The sequence below is a fragment of the Kitasatospora sp. McL0602 genome, assembly GCF_052076145.1.
GTDB lineage: Bacteria > Actinomycetota > Actinomycetes > Streptomycetales > Streptomycetaceae > Kitasatospora.
In genome coordinates this window covers 1,687,531-1,707,298 of sequence record NZ_CP197246.1, presented here as the reverse complement: position 1 = coordinate 1,707,298, position 19,768 = coordinate 1,687,531, and the positions used below count along the sequence as shown (strand labels likewise).

Here is a 19,768-nt window from a genome sequence, read left to right as displayed (position 1 = left end):
GCGGTTCCCCAAGGGGTTCTTCGGCCCGCGTGAGCCATGTCTCAATACGAACAGCGCCGCTCGGGGCGGACCTTCGGTCGATTGCGGGTGCGCGGGAGCGGCCGTAGGGCGCACACCTACCGGTGCGCGCCCTACGGCTTTCCCCGGGCCGCCGGGCCGTTCCCCCCGGCTGACCAGGCCAGGGATCGTCACGGCTGCGGCGGCAGTCGGAGGCCGGGCCCGCACGCCCGTCCTCCAAGTTCTGTGGTCCGGCCGGCGGCCGAAGAGATCCCGAAAACTGATCAATTCGAAATCCGACCGGCCGACCTTTTCCGTCGGCCGCCGGGCGGCTACTCCGCGATGCGGTACTCCTCCAGCAGGCGGCGGCCGACGATCATCTTCTGGATCTCCGCAGTTCCTTCACCGATGAGGAGCATCGGTGCCTCGCGGTAGAGCCGCTCGATCTCGTACTCCTTGGAGAAGCCGTAGCCGCCGTGGATGCGGAAGGAGTCCTCCACGACCTCCTTGCAGTACTCGGAGGCCAGGTACTTGGCCATCCCGGCCTCGAGGTCGTTGCGCTCGCCGCTGTCCTTCTTGCGGGCGGCCATCACCATCATCTGGTGCGCGGCCTCGACCTTCGTCGCCATCTCGGCCAGCTTGAACTGGATGGCCTGGTGCTCGGCGATCTTCTTGCCGAAGGTCGAGCGCTGCTGCGCGTACGAGATGCCGAGCTCGAACGCCCGCCGGGCGACGCCGCAGCCACGGGCGGCGACGTTGACGCGGCCGACCTCGACGCCGTCCATCATCTGGTAGAAGCCCTTGCCGGGGACGCCGCCCAGGATGCGATTCGCAGGGATACGGACGTCCTGGAGCACCAGTTCGGTGGTGTCGACGCCCTTGTAGCCCATCTTCTCGATCTTGCCGGGCACGGTGAGCCCGGGGACGCTCGGGTTCGGACCGAAGCCCGGCGTCTTCTCGATCAGGAAGGTGGTCATGTTCTTGTACGGCGAGGAGCCGCCCTCGTCGGTCTTGCAGAGCACCGCGACGAGGGTGGAGGTGCCGCCGTTGGTCAGCCACATCTTCTGGCCGTTGAGGACGTAGAAATCGCCGTCCTGGACGCCCTTGGTGGAGATCGCGGCGACGTCGGAGCCGAGGCCCGGCTCGGACATCGAGAAGGCGCCACGGATCTCACCGGCGGCCATCCGGGGCAGGAAGTACTCCTTCTGCTCCTGGGTGCCGTGCGCGTTGATCATGTGGGCGACGATGAAGTGCGTGTTGACGATGCCGGAGACGGACATCCAGCCGCGCGCGATCTCCTCGACCACCAGCGCGTACGTCAGCAGGGACTCGCCCAGGCCGCCGAACTCCTCGGGGATGGTCAGGCCGAAGAGGCCCAACTGCTTCATCCCCTCGACGATCGCCGTCGGGTACTCGTCCTTGTGCTCCAGCTCGTTCGCGACCGGGATGATCTCCTTGTCGACGAAGTCCCGCACGGTGGCGAGGATGTCCCGCTGGATCTCGGTCAGGCCGTCGGTCTGTGCGAGGCGTCCCATCGTGCGGCTCCAGGTCTGCGAAGAAGAAAAGAGGGTGGGAGGTGTTGTGGGGGCTCCGCGAAGCGTGACTTCCGCGGAGCCCCCGTACCGGGGTGGGGATCGGCCGATGACGGCGGCCTACCCGTCCGGGGTCTGGGGGAAGGGCTAGGCGAGGGGCTCGGGGCGGCCGGGCTGCTCGCCGCCGCGCGCCTTGATGTACGTCTCGGTCGGCACCATCACCTTGCGGCGGAAGATGCAGACGACCGTGCCGTCCTGCTTGTAGCCCTTGGTCTCGACGTACACGATGCCCCGGTCGTCCTTGGACTTGGACGGCCACTTGTCGAGCACCAGCGTCTCGCCGTAGATGGTGTCGCCGTGGAAGGTCGGCGCGATGTGCCGCAGCGACTCGATCTCCAGGTTGGCGATCGCCTTGCCCGAGACGTCCGGGACGGACATGCCGAGCAGCAGCGAGTAGATGTAGTTGCCCACCACGACGTTCTTGCCGAAGTCCGTCGTGTTCTCCGCATAGTTGGTGTCCATGTGGAGGGGGTGGTGGTTCATGGTCAGCAGGCAGAAGAGGTGATCGTCGTACTCGGTGACGGTCTTCCCGGGCCAGTGCTTGTAGACCGCGCCGACCTCGAACTCCTCGTAGGTGCGTCCGAACTGCATGGCTCAGGCCCCCGGAATCTCGAACTTGCTGGTGCGCTCCATGCCGGCGGCCCGGCCCTTGCCCGCGATGACCAGGGCCATCTTGCGGCTGGCCTCGTCGATCATCTCGTCGCCGAGCATCGCGGAGCCCTTGGCGCCGCCCGCCTCGGAGGTGCACCAGTCGTAGGCGTCGAGGATCAGCTCGGAGTGGTCGTAGTCCTCCTGCGAGGGCGAGAAGATCTCGTTCGCGGCGCCGACCTGGTCCGGGTGGAGCACCCACTTGCCGTCGAAGCCCAGCGCGGCGGCGCGGCCCGCCACCTCGCGGTAGCCCTCGTTGTTGCGGATCTGCAGGTACGGGCCGTCGATGGCCTGGAGGTCGTGCATGCGGGCGGCCATCAGGATGCGCATCAGGATGTAGTGGTACGCGTCCGCCGGGTAGCCGGGGGGCTGCTGGCCGACGACCAGGGTCTTCATGTTGATCGAGGCCATGAAGTCGGCCGGGCCGAAGATGATCGTCTCCAGCCGGGGGGAGGCGGCGGCGATCTCGTCGACGTTCACCAGGCCCTTGGCGTTCTCGATCTGCGCCTCGATGCCGATCTTGCCGACCTCGAAGCCCATGGTCTTCTCGATCTGGGTGAGCAGCAGGTCGAGCGCCTTGACCTGGGTGGCGTCCTGCACCTTGGGCAGCATGATGCAGTCCAGGTTCGGGCCCGCGCCTTCGACGACCGTGACGACGTCCCGGTACGTCCAGTGGGTGGTCCAGTCGTTGACCCGGACGACCTTGGTCTTGTTGCCCCAGTCGCCGTTGTTCAGGGCGTCCACGATGTTGTGGCGGGCGCTCTCCTTGACCAGGGGGGCGCAGGCGTCCTCCAGGTCGAGGAAGACCTGGTCGGCGGGCAGGCCCTGGGCCTTCTCCAGGAAGCGCGGGTTGCTGCCCGGCACAGCGAGGCAGGAGCGGCGGGGGCGGAGCCGGTTCACGGTAGTCATGAGGGTGGGGCAGTCCTTCCGGATCAGCTGGTCGCGGCGGTGGTGGTCGCGGCCCAAGGCTGGAGCCTGTTGGCCAGCCGGATCTCGTCGACGATCCGGCCGATGATGGTGGTGATGCCGAAGTCCTTCGGGGTGAAGACCGCGGCGACGCCGGCGGCCTTGAGGGCCTCGCCGTCCGCCGCGGGGATGATGCCACCGACGATCACCGGCACATCCTCCACCCCGGCGCGGCGCAGCCGGTAGAGCACGTCCGGCACCAGCTCCGGGTGGGCGCCCGAGAGGATGGAGAGGCCGACACAGTGCACGTCCTCCGCGACGGCGGCGGAGACGATCTGCTCGGGGGTGAGCCGGATGCCCTGGTAGACCACCTCGAAGCCGGCGTCGCGGGCCCGGACGGCGATCTGCTCGGCGCCGTTGGAGTGCCCGTCCAGGCCGGGCTTGCCGACCAGCAGGCGGAGCTTCCCGGCGCCCAGCTCGGCGGCGGTGGCGGCGACGGCCGCGCGGACGGCGTGCAGCTCGCCGCCGGGCTCGGCCGCGACGGCGACGGGGGCGCCGCCGACGCCGGTGGGCGCGCGGTACTCGCCGAAGACGTCCCGCAGGGCGAAGGACCACTCGCCCGTGGTGACCCCGGCGCGGACGCAGGCCAGCGTGGCGGGCATCAGGTTGGCCGTGGTGCCGGCCACGGCCTTGAGCTCGGCGAGGGCGGCCTGGGCGGCGGCCTCGTCGCGCTGGCCGCGCCAGGCGGCGAGCTGGCCGAGCACCGACTGCTCGGAGGCCGGGTCGACGACCATGATCGCGGTGTCGAGGTCGGCCGTGAGCGGGCTCTCCTCGGTGGTGTCGAAGCAGTTCACTCCGACGATCTTGTCCTCGCCGGCCTCGATCCGGGCCCGGCGCGCCGCGTGGGCGGCGACCAGGTTGGACTTCAGGTAGCCGGACTCGACGGCCGGGATGACGCCGCCCATCTCCAGCACCTTGGCGATCTCCGCCTCGGCGCCGGCCAGCAGCTCGGCGGTCTTGGCCTCGATCACGGCCGAGCCGTTGAAGATGTCGCCGTACTCCAGCAGGTCCGACTCGTAGGCCAGCACCTGCTGGATCCGCAGCGACCACTGCTGGTCCCACGGCCGGGGCAGGCCGAGCGCCTCGTTCCAGGCGGGCAGCTGGACGGCGCGGGCGCGGGCGTCCTTGGAGAGCGTGACGGCGAGCATCTCCAGCACGATCCGCTGGACGTTGTTCTCCGGCTGCGCCTCGGTCAGGCCGAGCGAGTTGACCTGGACGCCGTAGCGGAAGCGGCGCTGCTTGGCGTCGGTGATGCCGTACCGCTCGCGGGTGACCTTCTCCCAGAGCTGGGCGAAGGCGCGCATCTTGCACATCTCCTCGACGAAGCGGACGCCCGCGTTGACGAAGAAGCTGATCCGGCCGACGACCTCGCCCATCGCCTCGGGCGCGACCTGGCCCGAGTCGCGGACGGCGTCCAGCACGCTGATCGCGGTGCACATGGCGTACGCGATCTCCTGGACGGGTGTCGCCCCGGCCTCCTGCAGGTGGTAGCTGCAGATGTTGATCGGGTTCCACTTGGGGATGTGCGCGACGGTGTAGGCGATCATGTCGGTGATCAGGCGCACCGACGGGCCGGGCGGGAAGACGTGCGTCCCGCGCGAGAGGTACTCCTTGACGATGTCGTTCTGGGTGGTGCCGGTGAGCTTGGCGATGTCGGCGCCCTGCTCCTCGGCGACCACCTGGTACATCGCCAGCAGCCACATCGCGGTGGCGTTGATCGTCATCGAGGTGTTGGTCTGCTCCAGCGGGATGCCGTCGAACAGCGTCCGCATGTCGCCGACGTGGCCCACCGGGACGCCGACCCGGCCGACCTCGCCGCGGGCGAGGACGTGGTCCGAGTCGTAGCCCGTCTGGGTGGGCAGGTCGAAGGCCACCGACAGGCCGGTCTGGCCCTTGGCGAGGTTCTTCCGGTAGAGCGCGTTGGAGTCGCTCGCCGTCGAGTGCCCCGCGTAGGTACGCATCAGCCAGGGCCGGTCGCGGTCGCGCTTCTGATCAGTCATCGGGGCCTCTAGATGTCGCGGAAGCGGTTGATGGCCGGCAGGTGCTTCTCGCGCAGCTCCGCGTTGCGGACGCCGAGACCCTCCGACGGGGCCAGGCAGAGGACGCCGACCTTGCCCTGGTGCTTGTTCTGGTGCACGTCGAGGGCGGCCTGCCCGGTCTGCTCCAGGGTGTAGACCTTGGAGAGCGTCGGGTGGATCTTGCCCTTGGCGACCAGGCGGTTGGCCTCCCACGCCTCGCGGTAGTTGGCGAAGTGCGAGCCGACGATCTTCTTCAGCGACATCCACAGGTACCGGTTGTCGTACTGGTGCATGAAGCCGGAGGTGGAGGCGCAGGTGACGATGGTGCCGCCCTTGCGGGTGACGTAGACCGAGGCGCCGAAGGTCTCGCGGCCGGGGTGCTCGAAGACGATGTCGACGTCCTCGCCGCCGGTCAGCTCGCGGATGCGGCCGCCCAGGCGCTTCCACTCACGCGGGTCCTGGGTGTTCTCGTCCTTCCAGAACTTGTACCCCTCGGCGCTGCGGTCGATGATCGCCTCGGCGCCCATCGCCCGGCAGATCTCGGCCTTCTGGTCGTTGGAGACCACGCAGATCGGGGTGGCGCCACCGGCCAGCGCGTACTGGGTGGCGTACGAGCCGAGGCCGCCGCTGGCGCCCCAGATCAGCACGTTGTCGCCCTGCTTCATGCCCGCGCCGTTCTGCGAGACGAGCTGGCGGTAGGCGGTGGAGTTGACCAGGCCGGGGGAGGCGGCCTCCTCCCACGTCAGGTGGGCGGGCTTGGGCATCAGCTGGTTGGTCTTGACCAGGGCGATCTGGGCCAGGCCGCCGAAGTTGGTCTCGAAGCCCCAGATGCGCTGCTCCGGGTCCATCATCGTGTCGTTGTGGCCGTCCGAGGACTCCAGCTCGACCGAGAGGCAGTGCGCGACGACCTCGTCGCCCGGCTTCCAGGCGTTGACGCCGGCGCCGGTGCGCAGCACCACGCCCGCGAGGTCCGAGCCGAGCACGTGGTACGGCAGGTCATGGCGCTTGGTGAGCGGCGACAGACGGCCGTACCGCTCCAGGAAGCCGAAGGTGGAGACCGGCTCGTAGATCGAGCTCCACACGGTGTTGTAGTTCACGGCGCTGGCCATGACGGCGACCAGGGCCTCGCCCGGACCCAGCTCGGGGAGGGCGACGTCTTCGATGTGAAGGGACTTCCGAGGGTCCTTGTCGCGGCTGTCGAGGCCGGCGAACATCTGCTCCTCGTCCTTGTGGAGCGTGACCGCCCGGTAGGACTCCGGCAGCGCCAGTGCGGCGAAGTCCGCCGGGGTGCTGTCGGTGCTGAGGATTGCGTCGAGGATTTCCTGCATGGCTGCCTCCGTAGGCGTTACCTGTGTGAGGGGGGCACAGGGCGTCTGGGGGAGCCGGGAGCGGACACCGGCTTCGCTGTCGGTCTGAGGGATGGGTTTTCGGGCCTGCTGCGACGGCTGGTGGTGTCGCAACCGGACACGGCGCGCCAAGGTGGGGAGCCGCGGCGCCGCGACTGGTGAGTAACAAGGTAATGGCACCCTGTGCCACTCGTAAAGACACCGGGTGTCATCAATTCGAGTGGTTGCCGACACATGTTCGACCGACCATGGAAAGGCAGGCGAAAGGCCCGCCCCGACTGTCCGGGGCGGGCCTTGTGAACCGCTCTGACCTGCGAATATCTGAGGGGTCAGCCAGCCTGCCGAGAGGCCAGTGCGGCCCGGATGCTGTCCACCACGACGTCCAGCGGAGCGTCGGTGCGGGCCACTGTGATGAGCACCTCACCACCCGGGCTGGCACTCAGTGCGCTGAAGGCACTCGCCTCGAACGGCGTCACGATGTCACCGTTGGCACCGGGTGCCACACTCGACCCACGGCGCCGGCCGCCCTTCGGAGCCGTCGCCCAGAAGGTGCCCCGGATGACCGCGAAGGAGTGGTCCAGCTGTGCCTCCACGTCACCCGTGCCGCCCGCCCGCAGCCAGCGCCGCAGCACGTGGTTGTGGGCCGCCACGACCGCCGCCGCCGAGACCTCCGCCAGCATCGAGTCGTCGTCCCCGCCGCGCTGCCAGCCTGGCGGGATCTCCTCCGCCGCGTCGAACCGGCCCAGCAGGTACCGGGTGAACAGCCGCTCGTACCGGGAGACCACCGCGATCTCCCGCTCCCGCAGCGCCGGCACCTGACGGATCAACTGGTACCGCGCTACGGACACCCCCGGCGTGGAGGCGTACATCCGCAGCACCTCCTTGATGCCCCGGCAGACCACGTCGAGCGGGTGCTCCTCGAAGTCCGCGCTCGCCAGCAGATCGGCGACCCGGACGAGGGTGTCGTCGTGGTCCGGGAAGATCGCCTCCTCCTTCGACCGGAAGTACCGGAAGAAGGTCCGCCGGGCCACCCCGGCGGCGGCGGCGATCTGATCGACCGTCGTCTCCTCGTACCCCTGGGTGGCGAACAGCTCCATCGCCGCCGTCGCCAGATCCTGGCGCATCTGCAACCGCTGCGCCGCCGCCCGCCGGTTGCCCGCGCCCACCTCGGTGGCGGGCAGCGGGGCTACGGTGCTGGGCGATGACGACGTGCTGGATGTCTGCGGCCGGTCCATGCCAGGAACGCTACACGCCCCGGCCGGGCCGGTGACCGCCTTGGGCCTGCGCACCGGAGCCACCGGCGCGGTGACCACCGGCCGGGGCCACCGGGCCGACGGGGCACCCGGATTCCAGGCCGGCCGCACCGGCACGCCGCCGCCCGGGGCACCTGCCGCCGGGCCGCTCGCCGCCGGGCTGCTCATCGGCGTGCGTGGTCACGGAAACCACGCCCCGTCTTGCGGCCCAGGCACCCGGCCGCCACCAGGTGCTCCAGCAGCGGCGCCGCCGCCAGGCCCGGCTCGCGGAACTCCTGGTGCAGCACCTGCTCGATGGTCAGCGAGACGTCCAGCCCGACCACGTCCAACAGCTCGAACGGGCCCATCGGGTAGCCGCAGCCGAGCTTCATCGCGGTGTCGATGTCGTCCACCGTCGCGTAGTGCTCCTGGAGCATCCGCACGGCGTCGTTCAGGTACGGGAAGAGCAGCGCGTTCACGATGAAGCCCGCGCGGTCCCCGCACTCCACCGCGTGCTTGCGCACCTTGCCGCAGATCTCCAGCACCGTGGCGGTGACGTCCGCGCCGGTCAGCACCGTCGAGACCACCTCGACCAGCTTCATCGCCGGGGCCGGGTTGAAGAAGTGCATGCCGATCACGTCCTGCGGACGCGAGGTCGCCGTCGCACAGCTGATCACCGGCAGGCTGGAGGTCGTGGTGGCGAGCACCGCGCCCGGCTTGCAGATCTTGTCCAGCGTTGCGAACAGCTCGCGCTTGACCGCCAGGTCCTCCGCCACCGCCTCGACCACCAGGTCGGCCTCCGCCAGGTCGCCGTAGCGGCCGGTCGGGGTGACCAGGGCGAGCGCCGCGTCCCGCTGCTCCGCCGACAGGCGGCCCTTGGCCACCGAACGCTCGAGCGACTTCGTCAGCTGCGCCTTGGCGTTGTCAGCCTTCTCCTGGCTGCGGGCGGCCAGCAGCACCTGGTACCCCGCCTTGGCGAAGACCTCGACGATGCCGGTCGCCATCGTGCCGGAGCCGCAGACGGCCACCGAGCGCACCTCGCGCCCGGCCACCCGCTCGGCCGCCGCACCGGCCGCCTCGGCGACCACCTTGGACGAGCCCGGCGCCTCGTACGTGTAGAAGCCGCGCCCGGACTTGCGGCCCAGCAGCCCGGCCGCGACCAGCTGGCCGAGGATCGGGGCGGGCGCGTGCAGGCGGTCCCGGGACTGCTCGTACATCGCCTCCAGCACGGTGCGCGCGGTGTCGACGCCGATCAGGTCGAGCAGGGCCAGCGGGCCCATCGGCAGGCCGCAGCCGAGCCGCATCGCGGCGTCGATGTCCTCCCGGGTGGCGTACTTGGACTCGAACATCGCGGCGGCCTGGTTGAGGTACGCGAAGAGCAGGCCGTTGACCACGAACCCGGCCCGGTCACCGGCCGCGACGGGCTCCTTGCCGAGCTCGCGGGCGAAGGCGGCGGCCTCCTCGGCGACCTGAGGGGCCGTCAGCACGGTGCGGACGACCTCGACCAGCTTCATCGAGTGCACCGGGTTGAAGAAGTGCAGGCCGAGCACCCGCTCGGGGCGGGCGGTGGCGGCGGCTATCCGGGTCACCGAGAGGGCGGTGGTGCCGGTGGCGAGGACGGTCTCCGGCGGGCAGATCCGGTCCAGCTCGGCGAAGATCTCGCGCTTGAGCTCAAGCTGCTCGGGCACCTCCTCGATCACCAGTGCGGCCCCGGCGGCGGCCGCCAGCTCGTCGCCGACGGAGATCAGGGCGAGCAGTGCGGTGCGCTCGTCGGCGGTGAGGCGCTCGCGCTGCACGGCGTGCGCGGTGGCCTCCTCGATCCGGGCCAGCGCGGCAGCGGCGGCGGCGGGGTCGGCCTCGATGCCGATCACCTGGCGGCCGCTGCGGGCGACGGCGACGGCGATGCCGGCACCCATGGTGCCGAGGCCGACCACGGCGACGGTGGGGAAGGGACGCTCCATGTGTACCTGACTCCTTGTCATGGTCCCCGTGCGGCGGCGCCCCGGCGGCGGCCCGGCCCGCGGACGGGTACGGGTACGGGTACGGGGGCACGCTGGAGGAGGGCACGGCGGCACGGGGCTTCGGGAATGACGGTTGCGGCAACGCGCGGCGGGCCGGTCCGCTCCGGCCGTGCTGCGGGGGTGTGCCGTGGTGCTCAGGCGCGAAGGCGACTCTGCGCAGAAAGAGGAAACGCGCACCCCACCGCGATCCGGAGGACGTGCGGTCGGCACGTCGGACGGCGGCCCCGCTGGTGCGGCTCCCGAAGCCCAGCGGTGGTGCAGTGCGGTCACTGTAGCGAAGTTACCGCGACGTAGGAAGAGGGCCCGCTCACGGAAAAAGGGCGCGGGGAACTTTGCGAGCCCGGTAGGCGACTGGTCGGAGCCTTCCGGTTTCGCGCAGTTCCCCGCGCCCCTGGACAGTGCGACTAACGCAGTAGTAGCCCCACTGCTGATGCCAGCAGGAGTCCGCAGAGCGTCCAGAGGACGATCTCCGTGCGGGTGACGGGCGGGTCGGGGAGGTCGCCGGAACGGGCGGGCTGGGCTCCGAAGAGGGAGCGCAGCTCGGGGCCGGTCAGGGTGACGTTCTTGACCGCCGACTCGCCGAAGGCGGCCGTGGTGTCGATGCGGATGCCGGAGACCGGGTAGGGGAACTGCTCCCAGAAGACCCGGGCCTCGGCGTGCGCGAGCGCGAGGGCGTCGTCCACGTCGTGTTCCTGGCCGGAGTAGCTGACGTCCAGCCGGTAGCCGTCCGCCGTGCGGGCGCCGGCGGTGAAGCAGGCATACGTCGGCAGTGCGGCGACCAGCTGGTCGACGCCGGGGTACCGGGGCTGGCAGGGCCCGTTCCAGTGGTTGGCGGTGGCGGCCGCCCAGCCGGTCGCGAGACCGGCCGTCAGGGCGAGCGCCGCCGCGGTCCTACGCATCCGCGTCGCCATCAGATGCCGCTCTGGAGCGTGTAGAGCTGGCCGTTGCGGGCCTTCTGGTAGAGCTGGTGCTCGACCCAGCCGAGGCCCGCCCACCAGGGCGAGTTCTCCCAGGCGTAGTAGCCGCGCCAGTCGTTGGTGGTGTCCATGTACCCGTCCCAGTAGGGGCCCCAGCCGTCGTTCTCGTGGTCGAGCACCAGGTGGAACGAGCTCCAGCCGCCGTAGGCGTCGGCAGCGGCGGCCCAGACGGCGTGCAGGAAGGCGTCACCCATGCCGCTGCGGGCCCGGACGGTGTCGGAGGAGCGCCAGAAGTAGACCCGGCAGGCCAGGTCGGCCTCCGAGGCGGCGGCCCAGGTCATCGCGCAGGCCCAGCTGCTCCGGGCACCGTGCTTGCACTGCTCCAGCATGCCCCGGCCGCTGTGCGGCCAGTACTTCGGGGTGTGGTAGTTGTTGATCGGGCCGCCCGGGTCGATGCGGCGGCCGTCCAGGTCGTTCCCGGTGAGCGGGTCGGCTGGGTAGATGTAGGCGTTGGCGTTGCCGCCGAGCACCGGGTCGACGCTCAGGAAGCGCCCGAGCGAGGGGCTGTAGAGCCGGACGCCCATCAGGACGTCGCCGGTGGGCGTCTCCGCCGAGCGCTCCTGGCTGCCCAACCACCCGAAGCGGGCGTTCTGGGTGCCGGCCAGCGGGTTGCCGAACTCGTCGCTCGCCAGCACCACCACCGGGGCGTTGACGTCGTTCACGGGCAGCGTCATGCCGACGTCCCCGTGCACGTCCGTCAGCTGGAGCGTGACGGTGCCCGCCGAGCTCCAGCTCGCCGCGAGGCCGCCGCCGATGGCGGGGACGTAACGGGTGAGCGCGCCGGTCGTGGTGTTCTCCACGACCCAGGACGGCGAGTCGCCGTCGGTGTCGTAGTGGTTCACCCGGGAGGCGGTCTGCGTCCAGGTGCCGCCGGTGTTGGTCTCCAGCTGGTACGAGTGGAAGCGCCCGGCCGGGTCGAGCGACCAGGTGGTGCGGTTGGTACCGGTGGTCTGACGGCGCACCAGGTCGTTGTTCCAGTACTCGTTCGTGGTGCCGTTCGGCTCCGCGGTGACGCGTCCGAAGGCGTCGTACCCGTAGCCGGTGTCGGCCAGGCGGTCGGCCGAGTCGAGGCTGTGCGCCACCGTGGTGCCGCCCGACGTGGGGCAGACGGGGGCGGTGCCGGGGGTGGCGACGGCGCCCGTCGCGGTGGTCTGCGAAACCCGACTGGAGTCCTTGTCGAAGGCGTAGGCGCGGGTGGAGCAGACGGCGGTGCTGCCGTTGGTGACGGGCTCGGTCACGCCGGTCAGGCGGCCGTCCGCGTCGTACTGGTAGGTGTCGTCGACGCCGAGACCACCGGAGCCGGACCGGGCCCGGGTGAGCATCCGGCCGTCGGCCGAGTAGGAGACCTGGTCGGAGAGCAGCACCGAGCCGGAGCCATCGGTGTAGACCCGCGAGGTCGTCCGCCCGGCCGGGTCGGTCGCCGTGCTGAGGCTCACCGAGCCGGGCAGGCCCTGGCTGACGGGGTTGCCGTCGGCGTCGTACCCGGCGGTGAAGGTGCCGGCGTTGGAGTCGGTCTCCGAGGTGAGCAGGCCGCGCGGGTCCTTCGCCGTGTCGTAGCTGTACGTCAGGGTGGAGGGCGCCGAGTCGGTCAGCTTGGTCGGCCGGTCGAGGTTGTCGTACTGGAGGCCGGCGGTGTTGCCGTCGGCGTCGGTGTAGGCGAGGCGGCGGCCGAGCTGGTCGTAGCTCTGGTGGATCGAGGCGCCGTCAGGGGTGGCGGAGGAGGCCGGGAGGCCGGTTACCGGGTCGTAGCTGTTGGTGCCGGTCTGCACCGCCTGGCCTGGGCCGCCGCCGATGGCGACGGTGGTCGGGCGGCCGGCGGCGTCGTAACCGGTGGTGGTGGTGCGGGTGGTGCCGTTCGCCGTCTCGGTGAGCGTCACCGGGGCGCCGAACAGGTCGTAGGTGGTGGTCGCGGTGACCCGGTCGGTGGGGTTGCCGCCGCCGCCGGTGATCGCACCGGCCGGGGCCGTCCGGCAGACCAGGTCGGCCCACTCGGGGTGGCCGCCGCAGGGCGCGCTGCCGGTGGCGGTGTAGTAGGTGGTGGTGGTCGTCCCGGCGTCCGAGCCGTTCGAGCTGGGCTGGGAGCGGGAGATCATGGCGCCCGCCGCGTTGTAGGCGGTGCTGGTGGTGATGGCGAGGCTGCCCGGGTCCGTGGTGGCGGAGGTGGGCTGGCCGGTGTTCCAGTCGTAGGCGGTGGTGGACGTCCGGAGGTCGGCGTCCGTGGCGTAGCCCTGGACGGCGGCGCCGGTGACGGTGGTGGTCACCTCGCTGGAGACCTTCGCCGAGCCGTCGGTCGGGCGGCCCTCGTCGAAGGTGTTGTGGGTGTGTGCGCGGGCCGCGACCCTGGTGCCCGCGGGCATGGCGGCCGCGCTGCCGGAGGCGGCGAGGTCGTGCTCCAGGGTGACGCGGTGCAGCGGGCCGTAGGTGTCGGTCGGGTGGGTGGCGTCGGTGTAGACGTTCTGGGTGGAGAGCTGGACGGCCCGCTGGGCGGTCGTCATCGCGCCGAGCCCGAGCTCGATCAACCGGGGGTCGGTGCCGGAGCCGAGGGCCAGCTCGCGGTTGCCGGCCGTGAGGGTGCGGACGGTGTTGCCGTACCGGTCCCACTCGGTGGTGGTGAGGTGGCCGCCCGGATGGGCGGCGTTGGTCTCCCGGCCGCTCTGGTCGAGGTAGTGAACGGTGGCGCGGGCGTAGTCACCACTGGCCAGGTGGCCACTGCCGGTGTTCGCGGCGGGGGTCTGGTCGGCGGGGAAGACGGCGGTGGCGTCGGTCGGCAGGTCGGTCTGCGCCCAGGTGGCCGCCGAGGCGGCGTCCAGGGCGTACGGGCCGCTCGCCGAGGTGCCCAGCGGCACGTCGTAGACCACGGTTGTGGTCGAGCTGCCGCTGACGGTCGAGGCGGTGCCGGGCGCCAGGGCGGCGCGCGAGACGTTCAGCAGCCGCCCCGCGTTGGGGTCGCCGTCCGTGCCGGCGGTGCCGTAGGCGAAGCTCCAGGCGAGCTGGCCGGGCGGGGTGAGCGAGGTGACGCGCCCGGCGGCGTCGTAGCCGTAGGCGGTGACCAGGGCGGGGCTGATCCGGGGGTCGGAGACCTGGCGGAGCAGGCCGTCCGAGCCGTACGCGTAGTGGGCGACGACCGTCGCCTTCTCGGTGCCGGTGGCCGGGTCGGGCGCCCACAGGGTGAGCGTGGAGACCTGGCCGGTGTAGTCGCCGAAGCCGCTGGTGGTGCCGGTGGCCGTGGTGGCGGTGGCGTACCCCAGCTCCAGCAGGCGGCAGCCGAAGGCGGGCGTGGCCGCCGTCAGGCAGGAGCCGGCCAGGTCCGTGACGGCCGTGGTGGGGGCGGCCATCCGGGCCAGGCGCAGCAGCGTGTCCGAGCCGGAGGTGACCGAGTCGAAGCGGTAGCGGGTGTCGTTGCCGGTGCCGCCGGGGGTGGACGACGAGATCGCCCAGACCCCGCCCGCCGCCGCCGTGAACACGGTGACGGTGCCGGAGAGGTCGGTGAGCGCGTAGGTGTTGGCGGCGGCGTTGTAGCCGAGGCTGAAGTCCTCGTTGCCGGGGCCGGGTGTCCAGGTGCCGTCCGAGCCCTTGGTGAAGGGGATCTCGTCGCCGCCCGCGACCACCAGCTGCACGGCGTTGGCCGTGACCGGGCGGATCTCGGTGTAGGCGGTGCCCGCCGCGTTGGAGACGCCGCTGAGCGACCACTGCGGGCCGAACGGCGCGACCTGGCCCCTGGCGGCGCCGCCCGAGGGGTTGCGGGAGGAGGCGGAACGACTGAGCGTCAGGTCGAAGAACGCGGCGTCCTTGCTGGAGAGCAGGTAGTCGCCGGTGGAGAGGTTGAGGCTACCGGGGCCGATGTCGGTGGAGGCGGCCTGCGAGGAGTGGCGGTCGAGGGTGAGGTCGACGCCCGAGGAGGTGTAGCTGCCGGTGGCCGAGTCGGTGAACCGGCCGCGCACCTGGAGGGCGCCGTCGTCACCGAGGCTCGCGGCGACGTTCCAGACCAGTGGCGCGGAGACGCCACCGGTGATCGCGACCGGCCAGGCCGACAGCGCCACGTCGGCGACGGGGATGTCCGTCCAGGTGTCGGCGCCCGCGCGGCGGTACTGGAAGGTGACGGACTGCGCGGTCGCGCCGCCCGCCGCCGTCAGCGTCACGCGCTTGTCGGTGCGGTCGCCCTTGGCGGGCGAGGTCACGGCGCCGGTGCCCGCGTCGAAGTCGTACGTGGTCGGGGCCGAGAGGTTGCCCGCCAGGTCACGGGTGAGGACGGTCAGCCGGTGCGGGCCGTCGGCGGCCGGGGTGGCGGTGACCGTCACGGCTGCGCCGGTGGTGGGGGTGGTGGTCTGCGCGCCGTTGTCGAGCTGCCAGACCAGGCCGCCGGTGTCGCCGCCCGAGGCGGGCGGGGTGAGGGTGAACGAGCCGGTCTGGCCCGCCCCCTTGGCCCAGCCGCCGGCCGGGTAGTCGGCGGAGCTGACGGTGGGGGCGTTCGGCAGGGTGGTGTCGACCTTGAAGGTCAGCCCGCCGGGCACTGTCTGGCGGGACCAGAGCGAGCCGTCGAAGCCCCAGGGCCAGGCGGTGTAGGTGTGACCGTCCGTCAGCTTCCCGGCCGGGACCTGGGCGCTGGAGATGCCGCCGGAGGCCGTCCAGGAGCCGTTGAGGTTGGCGATCACCTGGGTGTTGCCGCCGCCGGTGGTGTCGTAGACGTTCCACTGCGTCATCAGGTTGCCGCCGTCGGCGTCCGTGACGGTCGCCTGGAGCTCGGGCGTCGCCGAGTCGCTCCACAGCGTGGTGGTGGAGCCCGAGACGGAGCTGACGCCGGGGGCGACGTTCGGCGTGGCGGCCATCGGGTACGCGTTGTACGTCACCGACAGGTACGGCACGTTGCTGCCGTTGTTGGCCGAGTAGAACCGCTTCCAGCTGTTGGAGTCGGTCTCGTTCGTCGCCCGCAGGCCCAGGTTGGCGTAGCTGTAGCCGTGGTCACCGGCGTACTGGAGGAACGCCGAGGGGTCGACCGAGACCCAGCCCGGGGCGATCGCGCCGCCGCAGGAGGCCGGGTAGCCCTTGGTCTGCGAGGTGGTGGCGTACTTCGTCGTCCAGGAGGGCTGGTTGGTCCACACCGTGGAGGTGCTCGCCGCGCCGGTCTGCCAGAGCTCCCACGAGTTCTGCACGCAGTTGCCGGACCAGTACTCGTACAGGTTCAGCGAGGAGGAGAGGATCTTGGTGTTGGCCAACTGCTGCACCGGGAACTGCAGGAACGACCGGGCGGTGTCGGCGCCGCCGTTGTAGGTGCCGAGCTTGAGGTCGGTCGAGGAGTACTGCGGGGTGGAGTAACTGGTCTGGGCGAAGGTGTCCAGCACGCTGGACAGGCTCGCGGAGGGGTCGACCGTGACGGGGTACTTCGTCGCCGGGTCGGCCAGGAAGGCCGCGTCCGGGGTCAGGGTGAGGTTCACGGTGTCGCCGGCCTGGGACATCGTCATCTTCACCGGCGCCCGGTGCGGATGCTCCAGCGACTTGGCGTCGAGGGCGGCATCCCACATCACCGGGGTGGGGATGACCCCGGCGGCCTTGCCGGCGGCGTCGGTGAAGGTGACCGAACCATCCGGGGTCTGAGCGGCCTTCAGGCCCTTGGCGGTGACGGGCAGCGTCACCTGGTACCCGGCGGCCGGGCGCCGCCCCAGCACGACGAACTGCTCGAAGCCCGTCCGCGTCGCCTGCACCGTCAGGTCGGCGCCGGGGGAGACCTCGGCGTAGGTCGCGGTGTCGCCGTGCAGCGAGGGCTTCGGCAGGGTGCCGTGCCAGCCGACGGCGACCTGGCGGTCACCGCTGCCGACGGCGGCGAGGGTGGTGTCCTTGCCGCCGCCCGCCAGCTTCAGGCCCCGGTCGTGCGCCTTCGGTGCGACCGAGCCGTCGGCGGCGGCGGTCAGGGTCGTGTCGACGTCCACCCACTGGCCGCTCTGCTTGACGCGCTGCGGGGCCGCGTACGCGTCGGTGGTCAGGGTGCCGTCCGGGTTCGCCCAGGTACGGGACTGGCCGGTGGCCCGGTCGAGCACCTCGACCTTGGCCTTGCGCAGCCGCGCGGTGGCCAGGGCGGAGGGCAGATCCGGGGCGGAGAGCGGGCCGCGGGGGGCCAGCGGGGCGGGCTTGGGCTTCGGGGCGGCCGGGGCGGGGGTGCCCCAGGCGACGAGCGGGGCGGTCAACGCGAGCGCCAGCGCGGCGCTTCGCATCCGCTGCGACGGGCTCTTCCCGACGGTGCGGGAGGGTTGTCTCATGGGCGGTTGCTTCTCCTCGTGAGGGCGCCCGGCCGGGGGAGGGCGGGGCGTCGGAGGGGAAGCTAGGTGATCTTGGCACTTCCGGAAAGTGCCTGGTCAACGGCCCTTTGAGGTGATTCCGTACGCTGGGTTAGTCGGCACCGGAATGACACGCCGGGTGCCATCGGGGGACGTCACGCAGAGTAGTGGTCGTTGCGGAGTGTAGGCACAGCCGTCATCGAATCGTGCTGATCGGCGCGGGGCCGGCCGGCACCGCCGGTGGAGGACTCGCGCGGCAGTTGCGGCAGCAGTGAAGGCCCGGCCGGACACCTGCCCCGGAAATGCCGTCGGCCTCCACGACCGGAGTGGTCGCGGAGGCCGACGGGGGTGTGTGCCCAGCGGGTCAGTGCGCCATCACCGGGATGGCGTCCTCGGCGTCGGCCGACTTGCCCTGCTGCCCGCCCTGGTGGCCGGCGTTGATGAGGACGGCGGCCACGGTCGCGGCCAGCACCAGGATGCCGAAGGACCACCAGATGGCCGTGGTGTAGCTGTGGACCATGGTCTCCAGCTTGAACAGGCCGAGCTCGGCCTTCGAGCCGCCCGCCGGGTGGTGGGACTTCAGGTAGGCGGTGCCGGCGCTGTTGGCGACGGTGGCCAGCAGGGCGGTGCCGATGGCGCCGCCGACCTGCTGCGAGGTGTTGACCATCGCGGAGGCGACACCGGCGTCGCGGGGCTCGACCCCGTAGGTGGCCAGGCTCATGGCGGGCATGAAGGCCGTACCCATGCCGAGACCCATCAGGACCAGGCCGGGCAGGATCAGCGTCGGGTAGTTCCCGTCCACCTTGATCTGGGTGAGGATCAGCAGGCCGAGCGAGGCGACCAGGAAGCCCGGCGCCATCAGGTAGCGCGGCGCGATCCGCGTCATCAGCCGGGCGCCGATCTGGGTCGAGCCGGTGATCATGCCCGCGACCATCGGCAGGAAGGCCAGGCCGGTGGTGACGGGGGTGTAGCCGAGCACGACCTGCAGGTAGTACGTGAGGAAGAGGAACAGGCCGAACATGCCGATCACGGCGAGGCCGAGCGAGAGGTAGACCCCGCCACGGTTGCGGTCCCAGATCACGCGCAGCGGCAGCAGCGGGGCCTTGACCATGCTCTCCACCAGTGCGAAGGCGATCAGCAGCACGGCGGCGGCGGCGAACAGGCCCAGGGTGATGCCGGAGGTCCAGCCGTCCGTCTCGGCGCGGGTGAAGCCGTAGACCAGCGAGACCAGACCGGTGGTGACCAGCAGCACGCCGGGGATGTCCAGGCGGTTGCGGTTGCGCCCGCCCTCGGGCTCACGGATGACCATGACGGCACCGGTGATCGCGATCGCGGCGAACGGGATGTTGACGAAGAAGGTCCAGCGCCAGTTCAGGTACTCGGTGAGCAGACCGCCGAGGATCAGGCCGATCGCACCGCCACCACCGGCGATGGCGCCGTAGATGCCGAAGGCCTTGGCCCGCTCCTTGGCCTCGGTGAACATCACCGCGAGCAGCGAGAGCGCGGCCGGGGCGAGCAGCGCGCCGAAGACGCCCTGGAGGGCGCGGGCGCCGAGCAGCATCGCGGTGTTGGCGGCGGCGCCGCCGAGTGCGGAGGCCAGCGCGAAGCCGCTGAGGCCGACGATGAAGGTGCGCCTACGGCCCCACAGGTCGGCGATCCGGCCGCCGAAGAGCAGCAGGCCACCGAAGGCCAGCGCGTACGCGGTGATCACCCACTGCCGGTTGGCGTCGGATATCCCGAGGTCGGCCTGGGCGGAGGGGAGGGCGATGTTCACGATGGTCGCGTCGAGCACGACCATCAGCTGGGCGAGGCCGATGAAGGCCAGGGCCTTCCACCGCCGAGGATCTGGCAGCAGGGAGGTTCCGGACATGGAGGTACCCACTTACGTGTTTCGGAGCGTGCGAGATGAGCGTCTGGTGTCGCGTGAAGTCTGGGAGTGGAGAGCGGGGCCGTCAGTGCTGGCGGCGGAGGTCCTCCAGGGTGGTGGCCCGGCCGGGCAGGACGGAGGGGGCCGGAGCCCGCAGGCCGTCGAGCAGCAGCTGCAGGTGGCGGTGGGCGTACGGTTCGAGGTCCAGGCAGGCGGTGCCCGGGAGCGGGCGGGTCAGCTGGGAGATGGCGACCACGATGTCGCCCGCGCCGACGTCGGCCCGCAGCACGCCGCTGCGGTGGGCCTGGGCGACCAGGCCGGTGACGGCGGCGTCCAGCCGGGCCTTGGCTGCCAGGATGTCGGGCGCGGCCTGGTCCACGTGGTCGGAGATCATCGGGCAGAGCGCGCCGATCCGTTCGTCGGCGGCCGCGTGCACGAATCGGCCGAGCGCCTCGAAGCTGTCGGGCTCCTCGGCTGCCGCCTTGTCGGCCTGGTCGGCGACACTGGTCATGACGGCCAGCGTCACGTGGTGCGCCAGCTCCCGGCGGTCCGCGAAGTTCCGGTAGAGCGTCGCGTTGCCGACGCCCGCGCGGCGGGCGATCTCGTCGAAGGGCACGTCGGCGCCCTGCTCGACGAAGATCTCCCGGGCGGCCCTGATGATCCGCTCGCGGTTGCGGGACGCGTCGGCCCGCAGGCGGGGCGCCCTGGTGGTCGTGGCGGTGTCGGTGGTCACTGGTGGTCTCCTCTCCGCCACATACCGGGGAACTCTTCCCCGCTTCAGCCATAGTAGCCAAACGGAGAAACTCTCCCCAGTTATTTCTTCGACCCCCCTCGA

General features: G+C 71.3%; 11 protein-coding genes. All 11 read right to left on the bottom strand.

Annotation, left to right across the window (positions count from 1 at the left end; genetic code table 11):
- Positions 1-329: 329 nt before the first annotated feature.
- The gene (locus tag ACR68M_RS07875) at positions 330-1,532 is read right to left on the bottom strand and encodes an acyl-CoA dehydrogenase family protein (RefSeq protein WP_441249717.1); all 1,203 of its coding nucleotides are present in this window, start codon (positions 1,530-1,532) and stop codon (positions 330-332) included.
- Positions 1,533-1,676: 144 nt separating this feature from the next.
- Entirely contained in the window at positions 1,677-2,180 is a 504-nt protein-coding gene (locus tag ACR68M_RS07870; protein WP_441249716.1) for a MaoC family dehydratase, read from the bottom strand.
- A 3-nt stretch (positions 2,181-2,183) separates the two neighbouring features.
- Entirely contained in the window at positions 2,184-3,146 is a 963-nt protein-coding gene (locus tag ACR68M_RS07865) for an HpcH/HpaI aldolase/citrate lyase family protein (protein WP_441249715.1), read from the bottom strand.
- Between the two features lie 23 nt (positions 3,147-3,169).
- Positions 3,170-5,203, bottom strand: a complete 2,034-nt coding sequence (locus ACR68M_RS07860; protein WP_441249714.1) for a protein meaA — start codon at positions 5,201-5,203, stop codon at positions 3,170-3,172.
- Between the two features lie 8 nt (positions 5,204-5,211).
- Positions 5,212-6,549, bottom strand: a complete 1,338-nt coding sequence (ccrA, locus tag ACR68M_RS07855; protein WP_441249713.1) for a crotonyl-CoA carboxylase/reductase — start codon at positions 6,547-6,549, stop codon at positions 5,212-5,214.
- A gap of 347 nt (positions 6,550-6,896) precedes the next feature.
- Entirely contained in the window at positions 6,897-7,802 is a 906-nt protein-coding gene (locus ACR68M_RS07850; protein WP_441249712.1) for a TetR family transcriptional regulator, read from the bottom strand.
- A 182-nt stretch (positions 7,803-7,984) separates the two neighbouring features.
- Positions 7,985-9,760 (bottom strand): 3-hydroxyacyl-CoA dehydrogenase family protein, encoded by a 1,776-nt coding sequence (locus tag ACR68M_RS07845; RefSeq protein WP_441249711.1) that lies wholly within the window; start codon positions 9,758-9,760, stop codon positions 7,985-7,987.
- 464 nt (positions 9,761-10,224) lie between these two features.
- Complete coding sequence (locus tag ACR68M_RS07840; RefSeq protein ID WP_441249710.1) at positions 10,225-10,719, bottom strand: hypothetical protein; 495 nt, start codon at positions 10,717-10,719, stop codon at positions 10,225-10,227.
- A gap of 11 nt (positions 10,720-10,730) precedes the next feature.
- Entirely contained in the window at positions 10,731-17,048 is a 6,318-nt protein-coding gene (locus ACR68M_RS07835) for a DNRLRE domain-containing protein (RefSeq protein ID WP_441249709.1), read from the bottom strand.
- Between the two features lie 382 nt (positions 17,049-17,430).
- Positions 17,431-18,936: an MFS transporter gene (locus tag ACR68M_RS07830; protein WP_441249708.1), complete on the bottom strand. Its 1,506-nt coding sequence runs from the start codon at positions 18,934-18,936 to the stop codon at positions 17,431-17,433.
- Between the two features lie 82 nt (positions 18,937-19,018).
- Positions 19,019-19,666 carry a TetR/AcrR family transcriptional regulator gene (locus ACR68M_RS07825; RefSeq protein ID WP_441249707.1) on the bottom strand — a complete coding sequence of 216 codons (648 nt, stop codon included), beginning with the start codon at positions 19,664-19,666 and terminating at the stop codon, positions 19,019-19,021.
- Between the last annotated feature and the right edge of the window lie 102 nt (positions 19,667-19,768).